The organism is Paenibacillus sp. FSL H8-0261, assembly GCF_045040645.1.
In the GTDB taxonomy this organism is placed as follows: Bacteria; Bacillota; Bacilli; order Paenibacillales; family Paenibacillaceae; genus Paenibacillus_AQ.
The window spans coordinates 3,386,960-3,400,135 of the sequence record NZ_CP150297.1; the positions used below are offsets into that span (position 1 = coordinate 3,386,960).

Consider the following 13,176-nt stretch of genomic DNA (forward strand, 5'->3'; position numbering starts at 1 on the left):
TCATAAAAAACTGATGGTTGATCAAGGAATAATGAAGATTTATAATCACATCATACAACATGTTGTCGGATAATCAAAAGGGAATATTAATAAGTAGGGGTGGTTTATATGTCAGCAAAACAAGATAGAATTTTAATTTTTGGTGCAGGTGTCATCGGGAGCATGTACGCAATTAAGCTTATTGAAGCTGGGTTTGACGTTAGCTTGTTTGCACATTCGAATAGATATAAATCATTAAGAGAAAATGGCCTGCAGTATATAGAAAAAGGTACAGTTAGATCGATACAAGTGAATGTCATTGATACGCTCGAAAATGACGATGTATACGATTTTATTTTCGTTACCGTTCGTTATGATCGGTCCGAAGCAGTGTTGTTAGCGCTCAAAGATAATCAAAGCAAAAATATAGTTACGATGACTAGTAATTCAATTGGATTTTCTTCGTGGCTGGATATCGTAGGGGATAGACTTTTACCAGCTTTTCCCGGCTTCGGCGGACAGATTAAAGATGGAGTATTGCATGCTCGATTTCTACCAAAGTTTATAGCGGCAACTGCATTTGGAAAAATTAATGGTGTAGTGACAGAGCGCATAGAAAACCTTGCAAAATTATTTAAAACTGCAAAGCTTCCCTACGTTATTAAAAAAGATATGCAAGCGTATCTAATCACATATTCCGTATCAGACATTGCCATGTTGAGCTTTTTGCATTCTGAGAATAAGATCATTGACAAAAAAACAGCCAGAACTAGAAAGACGGCACACAAAATAACATTCACTTTAAAAGCGTATTTAAGGGCAATACAAAAAGCTGGCGTTTCAATTGATCCACCAATGCTTAAAATGGTGCTTAAATTTCCAAACTTATTTTTGGACCTTTTCTTTATGAGATGGCTACGAACTAAAATGGTTAGGGATATGATGTTGCCGGATTATGCGAATAATGCTAACAATGAGATTGTGCAGCTGAGTAATGATTTAATGAAATTTTTAAGTCAACATGATATCAAATCAGAAATACATGTTCAGTAATTTTTTGTTAAAATATTATAGTATTGTGGAGGGGCTTGTAATGAACATAATTAATCTGATATATGACAAGTAAAAGGGGGACGCTAAGTCCTCTTTTTTTGTCTGTAATTTCTTTATATTTCCATTTATAACCACAAAAGAACAATACTTTTTGGGGTAAAACCTTTAATTTGAACAGATTAAATTGTACGTAAGCTATGATAAACTTCTATTTGAAATCGCTTACAATTATATAAATGGAAGGATGTGGTGATCTCGGGAGTTTTACCAAACAACAAAGAAAACCACAGACGATTGCTTGGAATACTAGAAGTCAGTCAAGTAGTATGTAATCAAAAAAAAAATCTTAGGAGGTAGATTATGTTTAAGATGAATAATAAAATCTTGACTGTATTCTTCGCAGCTACTATGAGCTTTAGCTTGTTTGCAGCGACTACAAATGCAGCGACAGATTATTGGCAAAATTGGACTGATGGTGGAGGAACAGTAAATGCTACGAATGGATCCGGTGGGAATTACAGTGTTACATGGTCAAACACCGGGAACTTTGTTGTCGGTAAAGGCTGGAATACCGGATCACCAACAAGGACAATAAACTACAATGCCGGAGTCTGGGCGCCTTCCGGTAATGGATATTTGACACTCTATGGGTGGACGAGAAACTCACTCATAGAATATTACGTCGTTGATAGCTGGGGCACTTATAGACCAACTGGAACATTTAAAGGTACCGTAACCAGTGATGGTGGCACATATGACATCTATACGACTACCCGAACCAACGCACCTTCTATTGACGGCACTGCAACTTTCACTCAGTTCTGGAGTGTAAGACAGTCGAAGAGAGCAACTGGGAGTAATGTTGCTATCACTTTTAGCAACCACGTTAACGCATGGAAGAAATATGGAATGAATTTGGGAAGTAGTTGGGCTTACCAAGTGTTAGCTACTGAGGGATATCAAAGTAGTGGGAGCTCTAACGTAACGGTGTGGTAACAGGTAAACTGTAGCCTCTTAATCGATGATAATACTAAGGACTGCCGGTCTCACAACCGGCGGCCTTATTTATTCCAAAAGAATACTTACATACTACTAAGATCATCGTCACGACTTTTTATTTTCCTATCCGTTCAAAGGAGATAAATCAATGAGAAAACTATTGAGTTTCCTATTTATAGCAACAATAGTTGTTATCAGCGCTTGCTCACAAGAAAAGCCTGAAACGAGTAATGACAATGTATTTGTAAAGGGAGGGACTTTTATAAACACAAAGTCCAACTACAATGGTGCAACCCTATCGAACTTTTATATCGGTAAATATGAGGTAACTCAAAAAGAATGGATTGAGGTAATGGAAAGTAATCCCTCAGAATTCAAGGGCGACAATTTGCCGGTTGAAATGGTTAGCTGGTATGACGTTGTTGAGTACTGTAATAAGCGGAGTATAAAAGAGGGTTTAACACCCTATTACAATATAGATAAGAATAAAATAGATACAAATAATAAGAGCGAAAACGATAATATAAAATGGACCGTAACGATCAATGAAGGTGCTAATGGTTATCGATTACCGACAGAAGCAGAGTGGGAATATGCTGCAGGTGGAGGTCAATTAAGCAAGAGTTACACCTACAGTGGAAGCAATAATGCAGATGAGGTAGCATGGTATTGGAAAAACGCTGGAGATAAATATTTATCGGGAAAATGGAACTGGCCTATCATTGAAAACAACAATAATAAAACAAAATCTGTTGGTGTCAAACAGCCCAACGAGTTAGGACTTTATGATATGTCAGGGAATGTAAGGGAATGGTGTTGGAACTGGTATGGGGATAGGGGAAGCGATGTCGGTTCTTTCCGGGTTGTGAAGGGCGGCGGTTGGATCGGCAACATCACCAACAACGAAATATCTTTTCAAGGCAAGTTCGACGCAAATGGCATGGGACCTGATCAAGGCTTTCGTGTGAGTCGTGGTGAATAAACGGCGGGAAGGTTATTCACTTTTAAGTTAAGACTCCATTTCGTAGGCAATGATATAATGATCTAGCCAATAAGCTGCTTCCGGTACTCTACCGGAAGCAGCTTATTTAATTTTCGTTTATTTCCAACTACAAAAGATCTAAACTTTTCACGGTATAAGCTTTAGTTTATGCATATGAAAAAATTAGGACAATGATAAAATCTAATTATTTCCGCTTACATTAATAAATATGGAATAAAAAGGAGGTTGATCAAACGGGTTGCACAGCATCTTAGCAAGACTAGTTGCAGTATAACCAAGAGGAGGAAAGCAAATGAAACAAAAGAGAATGCGTTTGTTTTTAGTAATCATTATTTGTTTTATGCTTGCATTGCCTGCAGTAAGTGTAAATGCCGCAACAACGATCACATCTAATCAAAGTGGCACCCAAGACGGCTACTACTTTGAGCTATGGAAGGATTCCGGTAGCACGAGTATGACTCTTGATAGTGGAGGTACATTCAGTGCTCAGTGGAGCAACATCGGAAATGCTCTGTTCCGTAAAGGTAAGAAGTTCGATGAGACCCAGACACACCAGCAAATTGGAAACATAACTGTTAACTACAGTGCCAACTACCAACCAAACGGAAATTCGTATTTATGTGTCTACGGATGGACCGTTGATCCACTAATCGAATATTACATCGTTGATAGCTGGGGGAGCTGGCGCCCGCCTGGTGGAACGTCTAAAGGTACCATTACCGTTGATGGGGGAACATATGACATATATGAGACTACCAGAGTCAACCAACCTTCAATTAAAGGCACAGCAACCTTTAAACAATATTGGAGTGTCCGGACGACCAAACGTACAAGCGGAACCATATCTGTTAGTGAACACTTTAAAGCGTGGGAGAGCAGAGGAATGTCAATGGGGAAGATGTATGAAACTTCGCTTACGGTAGAGGGTTATCAAAGTAGTGGAACAGCTACCGTGACTAGCAATACAATTACGATCGGAGGTAGCGGAGGTACGAATCCGACGCCAACGCCTAATCCGACTTCAACGCCAAACCCAACCTCCACACCAAATCCGGGCACAAGTACAAAAATAGAAGCTGAAAATATGACCAAAAGTGGTCAGTATACCTCCAATATAAGCTCACCATTCTCTGGAGTGGCTTTATACGCCAACAATGATTTAGTGAAATACACACAGAATTTTACGACTGTTACCCATAATTTTTCACTCCGCGGGGCTTCGAATAACTCTAATATGGCGAGAGTCGATTTGAAAATCGGAGGAGTGACCAAGGGCACCTTTTACTTCGGGGGAAGCAGTCCCGCCGTTTATACTCTAAACAATGTCAGTCATGGAACCGGAAATCAAGAGATCCAGCTCGTCGTGACAGCTGATAACGGGACATGGGATGCTTATCTTGATTATCTGGAAATCCAGTAAATATTCCAAACACGGAAATTGGAGACGGACTGCTTAATGTAGAGACAAAATGAAAAAAAGCAACCCACCAGCCATGACTGGTGGGTTGCTTGCCTTGTTACAACCTATCTCTTAACAACAGTCTCACCTTCAATTAACACAGGCTGATAATAAGTGTTGTTTGGAAGGTCTTTTTTTCCTTGTAGTTTCTTAATGACCCAATCCGCTGCATCGCGTCCCATGGCTTCTTGTGGGTGTGTCAAGGTGGTTAGTTTGATGTTCGCGTTTTTGGCGATATAGGAATTGTCTTGTCCGATAATCGATAATTCCTCCGGAATAGTGATCTCCAGCTGTCTGCAGGCATGAACCACTTCCAACCCAACCTCGTCGTTATAACAAACAATAGCAGTGAGCGTATCTCTATTTTTATTCAGAAAATCCTTCAAGTCTGTAGATAACGTCTGTTTTGTCTCCGTGTTAAATGAAAAAATCTGCTCAGGATAAAATCGTAATTTGGATTCTCCGAGTGCTTTAATATACCCTTTCATCCGATACTTTCCTTGTAAATCATCCATTTTTGCAATGAGCCCTATTTGGGTGTGCCCTTTAGTTATCAACTCTTTTGTTGCCAAATAGCTGGACTGCACGTCATCAAGACAAAGGTACGGCAGTTCTATTTCTTCATAAAAGGCATTAATCATTATAATCGGAATATCCTGTTCCTTAAAAGAAAGGTAGTAAGCAATATTGGGGTTATATAGATTGCTTTTCGTAGGTTCAATAATTAAACCATCTACACCGTAGGACAGCATCATTTCAAGGGCCTTTTTTTCTTGAGCAACATCGTTATTTGTACTAGCTAATAGTAGAGAATAATTATCCTCATTTAGCCGGCTCTCGATCCCACGGATAATGGAAGGAAAGATATAGTCGGAAATATAGGTCGTGATTACGCCGATCGTCTTCTTATGGGAACTCCCGCCGGTCTTCGAACGATATTGGTTGCTGACATAAGTACCAGACCCTTTTTCGCTTCGGAGGAAGCCTTCGTTGGAAAGTTCTAAAATAGCTTTTCGAACAGTCTGCCGGCTAACTTCGTACATGGACTGCAAGGCAGATTCAGTAGGGATTTGTTCACCAACATTGTAATCTCCCGAAAGGATTTTGCTTTTTATGTCATCTAATATCACTTGATACTTTGGTTTCATGTAATTCCTCTTTCCATTCTTGTTCGCTAAGTTATTCGTATATTCGGTAAATTTGTATGTACAAATTATAGCATGACAACGAAAAAAATAGAAAGGGGCTCTTTTTTTATACAGTTAAATCATTATTATCTCCATATTTGTATGTATATATAACTATTCAATTGACAAATGTACGTACAAAAAATTATACTATAGCTGTCAATTAAGAAAGCAAATTCTTATCATGACCTTTTAAAAAAGCGCTCTCAGAGAGGTGACAAACGTGATATCGAATCGATTAAGCATCGAACAAGCGATTAATAAGGGAGAAACTTCGCTTGGTATTGAATTTGGGTCCACGCGCATTAAAGTTGTACTTATCGATCATAGCTTTCAAACGATCGCTTCTGGAAGTTACGAATGGGAAAATCAGTTGAAGGACGGTTTTTGGACGTACAACTTGGAAGATATTATCAAAGGTCTGCAAGACGCCTATCGCGAGATGAAGGAAGAAGTTGCACAAAAATACGGAATCACCCTTCAAACGGTTGGTTCAATCGGTTTTTCTGCAATGATGCATGGATACATGGCTTTCGACGAGCACAATGAACTACTTGTTCCATTCCGGACTTGGCGTAATGCAACTACGGGTGCGGCTGCCAAAGCATTGACCGAGCTGTTTGGGTTTAATATCCCAGAACGCTGGAGCATAGCTCATCTTTATCAGGCGATTTTGAATGAAGAAGAACATGTGCCACAGATACGTTTTGTTACGACACTAGCAGGATACATTCATTGGCTATTGACTGGAAATAAAGCACTTGGTGTTGGTGATGCATCCGGTATGTTCCCAATTGATGAAACTACAGGAAATTTTAACGCTTCCATGATACAGCAGTTTGATGAACTGGTTGCAAGCAAAGCTTATCCGTGGAAGACCAGTGATTTACTTCCTAAGGTGTATGTTGCAGGAGAGCAAGCAGGCGTTTTAAGCGAAGCGGGAGCTAAAATTCTGGATCCATCGCTGCATTTACAATCAGGTATTCCGCTTAGTCCTCCAGAGGGGGATGCTGGAACCGGGATGGTTGCAACGAATAGCGTAAGAAAACGCACCGGGAATGTATCTGTAGGAACCTCTGTTTTTGCCATGATTGTATTAGAAAAAGAACTTTCCAAGGTTTATCCGGAAATTGATATGGTTACTACTCCGAACGGAAGTCCAGTGGGCATGGTTCATGCGAATAACTGTTCAAGTGACCTCAACGCCTGGCTCGGGTTATTCCGTGAATTCTATGAAGCCATGGGACACAAAGTGGATGCCAATAAATTGTACAGCGTGCTATTAAATAAAGCTTTGGAAGCAGATCCTGATGCCGGTGGATTACTAAGCTATGGTTATCTCTCAGGAGAGAATATTACTGGGTTAGAACAAGGTCGTCCGCTATTTGTCCGCTCGCCGGAGAGCAAATTCAATCTGTCCAACTTTATGCGTACACATCTATTCAGCGCCTTTGGTGCTTTGAAAATTGGAATGGACATTTTGACGAAGGAAGAGAATGTAGCCATTGATAGTATTTTAGGCCACGGCGGCTTATTTAAGACTCCTGTAGTGGGTCAAAAAATGATGGCAGCTTCAATGAATGTTCCTGTTTCCGTAATGTCGACTGCCGGTGAAGGCGGTGCATGGGGAATGGCTATTCTTGCCGCTTACATGATGAATAAAAATCAGGAAGAAAGTTTAGAAGACTTCCTCGATCAAAAAGTGTTCAAAGATGTTAAGGGTGAAGAAATTCATCCAGAGGCAACCGACATTAAAGGATTTGAAACCTTTATCGAACGTTATAAAAAGGGTCTGGCGATTGAGCAGTCCGCTGTTGACAATTTAGTGTGAAAATGGAGGTGGCAAGATGTTAGAACAACTTAAAGAAGAGGTTTTTCAAGCCAATCTGGAATTGCCGAAACAAGGACTTATTAAATATACATGGGGAAATGTGAGTGCAATTGATCGTGAAAGTGGATTATTCGTAATCAAACCTAGTGGTGTAGATTATGAAACAATGAAAGCCAGCGATATGGTAGTTGTTGATCTGGATGGCAATGTGGTTGAAGGAGATATGAGACCTTCCTCCGATACACCTACTCACGCCGTGCTTTATAAGCATTACTCCGAGATCGGGGGAATCGTTCACACGCATTCCACTTGGGCAACCATTTGGGCTCAAGCAGGACTAGATGTTCCTGTCATGGGAACGACCCATGCTGATACCTTCTATGGTTCCATTCCTTGTGCGCGTTTCTTGACGCAAGAAGAAGTCGATCGTGGTTACGAAGCGGAAACGGGTAATGTAATCATCGAGACCTTTGAACAACGTGGGATCGATATTATGGCGGTTCCTGGTATTTTACTTAAAGGACACGGACCCTTTACTTGGGGGAAAAATGCGAAATCGGCGGTAATAAACAGCGTAGTTTTGGATGAAGTATCCAAAATGAATTTGTTTGCAAGAGAGCTGAACCATTTTGCTGAGGAGTTGCCACAACGTATTTTAGATAAACATTACTTGCGAAAACATGGAAAAGACGCTTATTACGGACAAAAATAATTAAACCACAAAATTACGAAAAGAGGATGAATATGTCAACAGCAGTAGCAAAAGAATTTTGGTTTGTCGTAGGTTCACAACATCTTTATGGGGAAGAAGCATTGGCTGAAGTTAAGGCGCATGCCCAAACGATGACAGATGCTTTGAATAAAAGCGGAGTTTTACCTTACCCACTAGTGTTACAGGATTTGGCTGTCAGCGCAGATAAAATCACAAACATCATGAAAGAAGTCAATTACCGCGATGAAGTTGCCGGTGTTATCACTTGGATGCATACCTTCTCACCTGCAAAAATGTGGATCCGCGGAACTAAAATGCTGCAAAAGCCTTTGCTACATCTAGCTACGCAATATAATGAAAGTATCCCATGGGCAACGATCGATATGGATTTCATGAATCTAAATCAAGCCGCTCATGGTGACCGTGAATATGGTTTTATTAACGCCCGGTTGAACAAACAAAACAAAGTGGTAGTAGGCTACTGGGAACGTCCTGAAGTCCAAAAGCAAATTGCAGAATGGATGGACGTAGCCGTTGCTTATAACGAAAGTTTCAATATCAAGGTCGCTCGCTTTGGTGACAACATGCGTAACGTTGGCGTAACCGAAGGAGATAAGGTTGAAGCCCAAATTCAATTTGGATGGACTGTTGACTACTTTGGTATTGGCGATCTAGTACAAATCATTAATGAAGTTAAAGAAGAAGAGATCGACGCCTTATTCGCTGAGTATTCAGAGCTGTATGAATTTGATTATGGGACTAACAGCAAAGAAGCTTGGGAAGCTAGCGTGAGAGTTCAAGCAAGCTATGAAATTGCTATTAAACGATTCCTTGATCAAGGTGGCTACAACGCCTTCACATCGAACTTCGAAGATTTACACGGAATGAAACAACTTCCAGGACTTGCTGTTCAACGACTGATGGCACAAGGCTATGGTTTTGCTGGAGAAGGAGATTGGAAGACTGCAGCTCTCGATCGCTTGCTTAAAGTGATGAGCCATAACCAATCCACTGGCTTTATGGAAGATTACACTTATGAATTGACGGTTGGTCAAGAATCCATTCTTCAATCCCATATGCTTGAAGTAGATCCTACTTTGGCAAGCAACAAACCAAAAATTATCGTATCTCCACTGGGTATTGGTGGTAAAGACGATCCAGCACGTTTAGTATTTGACGGTAAAGCAGGAGACGGTGTGGTTGTTTCCATGGCTGACTTTGGGACTCATTACAAACTGTTGATCAATGAAGTTACTGCTTTCGAACCAACGGTTCCAGCTCCCAACCTTCCAGTAGCTCGTGTACTTTGGAATGTTAAACCTAACTTCCAAGATGGGGTTAAAGCTTGGATCGAAAATGGTGGCGGTCACCACACCGTAGTTTCATTAACGCTTACAACAGACCAAATTATTGCTTATGCAAAACTTGTAAACTTGGAATATGTAGTTATTAAATAATAGCAAAGCTTTATTACGATTAATAGGACTCCATTCTTCAAAAGGCTCGAGGAATGGAGTCCTATTTTTTTGTTCGATTTCCTTCAATAGATGCGATAATTTCCACTCAAAGCCAGTAAACTAAAAAAGTACAGACAGTTGTCATAGTAACGACGGAGTCCAGTGCGCAATGGTGTATCCCAAAACAAACGGACAAAATGCTCTGCCTCCGGGCCATTAGAAGCAAGGGAAGCCATGGCATTGGTCGCCAACAGACCTGTCGGGTGCAGTGCCGGTTCGTCGAAGGGCTGTCCCTCAATGGTATACCGCCGGTAATCGGAAACTTCGATATTCCTAAAAAAAGCCTGAATCCGGTTACATTGATCGACCTGCCAGATGTCCTTTTGGAACCAAGCCCAGTCCAGACCGATATTAGCCGCTACCCGGTAAGCATCACTGAAAAAATGGCTGAAATCACCATGAGGCTGGGGTTCTGCCGGGGACCCGTTAAAATTAGCATATTCGGGAGCAAGGCCGGTTATCGGATGGCATGCAGTAAACAGATATGTGCGGCTGGCTTCCGCGGCTTCTCGCCAAAACATGTGGTCACGTTCGTCAGCCCACAAGGCGAACAAATCATAGAAATGGGGGAGATGGTAAGACGGATCACTGAAGGTGGATTCCGGTACGAATTTGATCAATTTCGTTTCCGCGTCCCACATTGAGTCGCCATCTCCTGTTTCAGTTTTATGTACACAAGCATGCAATATCGTTTGGGCCTGCTCAGAATAATTATAAGGTTCCGGACCGTTCCCCCAACGTTTTGAGGCAAAAAACAGAGCCATGGCGAAAAACTCTTCGCCGTCAGGTGCAGGTCCCTGAGAAATCCTTGTACCGTCAGGCTTGCAGTGCCAAGCAAAGTAATTGGCATAGCGACCTTCTTTGTGCTGCATAAACGTCTTTGAGAAGTTCCATAGACGATCAAACTCTTCTTTTTTATTCATTTGAACGGCCATCATCATCCCGTAGGACATTCCTTCCGACCGAACGTCTAGATTACCTGTATCCAGGATATAGCTTTTATCCTCGTCCTGCGGATAGTATATTCGTACGTTCGGATCTCCGTAAAACAAATCATTCCAAGTTTCATTGAGTTTAGCGTTGATATCATCTTCAGAAAAACCGAGCTCCTTAAATATATTGCGATATTCCCCTGTATAAAAAGCACCTTGTTGTGTCAGTGTCATCAAAAACGCCCTCCTGTGAACTACAGCATGCAGTCCATTTTAATAAAAACTAAGGATGGATAGTTTGAATGGTGCCATCATCGTTGTATCTCAGCTCTGTATATTTTACAGAACGCTTGTTGTCAGCTCCACCAGACAAAGAACTGTCATGATAAAATAAATACCATTTCTCTTTAAACTGAACAATAGAATGGTGCGTTGTCCAGCCTATCACTGGAGAAAGGATTTTTCCTTGATATTCATAAGGTCCAAGCGGATCTTTACTGATAGCGTATACAATATTGTGGGTAGTACCAGTGGAATAAGAAAGATAATAACACCCGTTGTATTTATGAACCCATGGACCTTCAAAATATCTTCTCTCCTCATCTCCAGCAAGAATCGGATTTCCGTTTGTATCGATGATGGATATTTCTCTAGGTTCACCTTCAAAGCTCAGCATATCCTCGCTCAACTCCGCTACGATAGGTCCAAGAGCTGGTGCCGTTTCAGACGGCCCCTCAGCATCCGGAACAAATGAGCCGGTTTGCCATTTTTCAAGTTGACCTCCCCAAAGACCACCAAAGTATATATATGATTTGCCATCATCAACGAAAACAGCGGGATCAATGCTATAACTGCCAGGAATGTAGTTCGGTTCAGGTGTAAAGGGTCCGGAAGGTGAAGCTGAGGTGGCGACCCCGATACGGAAAATATCGTCATAGTCTCTGGCTGGGAAAAACAAATAGTAGGTATTGTTTTTGTATGCTGCATCCGGAGCCCACATTTGCTGCTTAGCCCATGGAACATCCTTCACATGAAGCACTTCACCGTGGTCAACACAAGGGGAGCCATCTCCATCAATAGAAAGAACATGGTAATCCTCCATATTATATTGGTCACCATTGTCATTAGAGATCATTTCGTGATCCAGGTCATGTGAGGGATAAATATAAATTTTGCCTTCAAATACATGAGCAGAAGGATCCGCAGTATAAATATGAGTTACGAGAGGTTCATTGGGTTGCACAGGCTTTGTCAAGTCATTTCCTCCTATAAAGTTAATCGCTTACAAAGTTAATGGTATAAGAACTTTAGGACGCTGTATATATAGCAACTATAGTTTATACCCCACAAAGTTTAGAACATAAAAAAGAACCTTTATTCAAAGGTTCTTTTTTTACTACTGTCTTTGTCCGTGGAATTGTCGATGAAGTTCCCGCACTTGTTCTGCAAGCTCCGTTACAGGGCCATCTACGACTGCATTATGGATAACTTCCTGAATGGTCAAATTACGGACAGGTGATGCTGCAATGCCTATTTCGCTTAACCACTGTGATAATTGCTGCGAAGAACTGGCATATACAATCCTTCCTAATTGAACCCAACCGTGAGCCGCCGCACACATAGGGCAATGTTCCCCGGAAGTATACACAGTTGCCTGCTTACGTTCTTCCAGTGACATATTCTGAGCTGCCCAGCGAGCTAAAGCGAATTCGGGGTGCTGAGTATGGTCACCACCGCCTACATGGTTACTGTCTTCGGCCAAGACCTCTCCATTTGCTGGAGACCAGGATGGAGCCGAAAGGTTCGTCCCCAACCTCGAGTGCAATTCGGGCAAGTTCAATACAACGCTGAAGATGTTTGATATCGGTATCGTTTAACATGATGATAGAGCCTCCCGAAATATAATTTATAGATAAATCTCACGAACAGTAGGCCTGAGCCTGTTTGTTCACCGCATTCTTCTATGTTAGCATGTAAAGTATTCGATTAAAAATATGTCATGCAATTTCAAGATAGGGAGGACATCTAGAAATGAAACACCCATTTATATTAAATGCCGTATGGAACGGCGGTCGTAATAGTGATGGAACGATTGAAGCTGGACAACTCAAGACTCAAATCTCCATTCCGAAAGAAATGGGCGGGCCAGGAGTTGGAACGAATCCGGATGAGATGCTACTGGGTGCGGCGGCAACCTGCTATCTCATTACACTAGCAGCTATGCTGGAGCGATCAGGGCTTACGACTTCCAGCCTGACGTTAACATCAGAGGCGACAGTGGATGTAACAAATAACATTTTCACATATGAAGCGATCAAACATTCACCCATCATCACACTTACCGAAGATGCGTCACAGGACGATATTGATAAAGCAATTCGTATTGCCCATAAAGCAGAAGGCTCTTGTATGATTTCCAGAGCTGTAGCAGGAAACGTACAAATTACCACAGAGCCAACAGTGCTAACATCAAGTATGTAAGGTTAAGTTCTAAAGGAGTTATC

General features: G+C 41.4%; 11 protein-coding genes and 1 pseudogene. 8 read left to right on the forward strand and 4 right to left on the reverse strand.

Annotation, left to right across the window (positions count from 1 at the left end; translation table 11 throughout):
• Positions 1 to 108 precede the first annotated feature (108 nt).
• The 4 genes from MHI27_RS15045 to MHI27_RS15060 all read left to right on the forward strand — a co-directional run bounded on the left by MHI27_RS15045 (position 109) and on the right by MHI27_RS15060 (position 4,454).
• The gene (locus tag MHI27_RS15045; RefSeq protein ID WP_405176636.1) at positions 109 to 1,032 is read left to right on the forward strand and encodes a ketopantoate reductase family protein; all 924 of its coding nucleotides are present in this window, start codon (positions 109 to 111) and stop codon (positions 1,030 to 1,032) included.
• Positions 1,033 to 1,392: 360 nt separating this feature from the next.
• Positions 1,393 to 2,028 carry a glycoside hydrolase family 11 protein gene (locus tag MHI27_RS15050; protein ID WP_405176637.1) on the forward strand — a complete coding sequence of 212 codons (636 nt, stop codon included), beginning with the start codon at positions 1,393 to 1,395 and terminating at the stop codon, positions 2,026 to 2,028.
• Positions 2,029 to 2,179: 151 nt separating this feature from the next.
• Complete coding sequence (locus MHI27_RS15055; protein ID WP_076301104.1) at positions 2,180 to 3,013, forward strand: SUMF1/EgtB/PvdO family nonheme iron enzyme; 834 nt, start codon at positions 2,180 to 2,182, stop codon at positions 3,011 to 3,013.
• 313 nt (positions 3,014 to 3,326) lie between these two features.
• Positions 3,327 to 4,454 carry a glycoside hydrolase family 11 protein gene (locus MHI27_RS15060; RefSeq protein WP_405176638.1) on the forward strand — a complete coding sequence of 376 codons (1,128 nt, stop codon included), beginning with the start codon at positions 3,327 to 3,329 and terminating at the stop codon, positions 4,452 to 4,454.
• Between the two features lie 104 nt (positions 4,455 to 4,558).
• Here the strand turns inward: MHI27_RS15060 and MHI27_RS15065 are convergent, their stop codons facing one another.
• Positions 4,559 to 5,641 carry a GntR family transcriptional regulator gene (locus MHI27_RS15065; RefSeq protein ID WP_405176639.1) on the reverse strand — a complete coding sequence of 361 codons (1,083 nt, stop codon included), beginning with the start codon at positions 5,639 to 5,641 and terminating at the stop codon, positions 4,559 to 4,561.
• Positions 5,642 to 5,903: 262 nt separating this feature from the next.
• Between MHI27_RS15065 and MHI27_RS15070 the strand changes: the two genes are divergently transcribed.
• Genes MHI27_RS15070 through araA form a run of 3 tightly spaced genes read left to right on the forward strand, consistent with a single transcriptional unit; the run spans position 5,904 to position 9,680 of the window.
• Positions 5,904 to 7,511 (forward strand): xylulokinase, encoded by a 1,608-nt coding sequence (locus tag MHI27_RS15070; protein ID WP_405176640.1) that lies wholly within the window; start codon positions 5,904 to 5,906, stop codon positions 7,509 to 7,511.
• Between the two features lie 16 nt (positions 7,512 to 7,527).
• Positions 7,528 to 8,223 carry an L-ribulose-5-phosphate 4-epimerase gene (locus MHI27_RS15075; RefSeq protein WP_405176641.1) on the forward strand — a complete coding sequence of 232 codons (696 nt, stop codon included), beginning with the start codon at positions 7,528 to 7,530 and terminating at the stop codon, positions 8,221 to 8,223.
• Between the two features lie 32 nt (positions 8,224 to 8,255).
• Positions 8,256 to 9,680, forward strand: a complete 1,425-nt coding sequence (gene araA / locus MHI27_RS15080; protein ID WP_149645589.1) for an L-arabinose isomerase — start codon at positions 8,256 to 8,258, stop codon at positions 9,678 to 9,680.
• An 83-nt stretch (positions 9,681 to 9,763) separates the two neighbouring features.
• On the opposite strand, the gene MHI27_RS15085 is transcribed toward araA, so the two are convergent.
• The 3 genes and pseudogenes from MHI27_RS15085 to MHI27_RS15095 form a co-directional block, all read right to left on the reverse strand.
• On the reverse strand, positions 9,764 to 10,906 hold the full coding sequence (locus MHI27_RS15085; RefSeq protein WP_405176642.1) for a glycosyl hydrolase family 8: 1,143 nt from the start codon (positions 10,904 to 10,906) through the stop codon (positions 9,764 to 9,766).
• A 49-nt stretch (positions 10,907 to 10,955) separates the two neighbouring features.
• Positions 10,956 to 11,927, reverse strand: coding sequence for a glycoside hydrolase family 43 protein (locus MHI27_RS15090; RefSeq protein WP_405176643.1), 972 nt, complete (start codon positions 11,925 to 11,927; stop codon positions 10,956 to 10,958).
• Positions 11,928 to 12,068: 141 nt separating this feature from the next.
• Positions 12,069 to 12,552, reverse strand: a pseudogene (locus tag MHI27_RS15095) (nucleoside deaminase).
• 151 nt (positions 12,553 to 12,703) lie between these two features.
• Between MHI27_RS15095 and MHI27_RS15100 the strand changes: the two are divergent.
• Positions 12,704 to 13,153, forward strand: coding sequence for an OsmC family protein (locus MHI27_RS15100; RefSeq protein WP_405176644.1), 450 nt, complete (start codon positions 12,704 to 12,706; stop codon positions 13,151 to 13,153).
• The last annotated feature ends 23 nt before the right edge of the window (positions 13,154 to 13,176 follow it).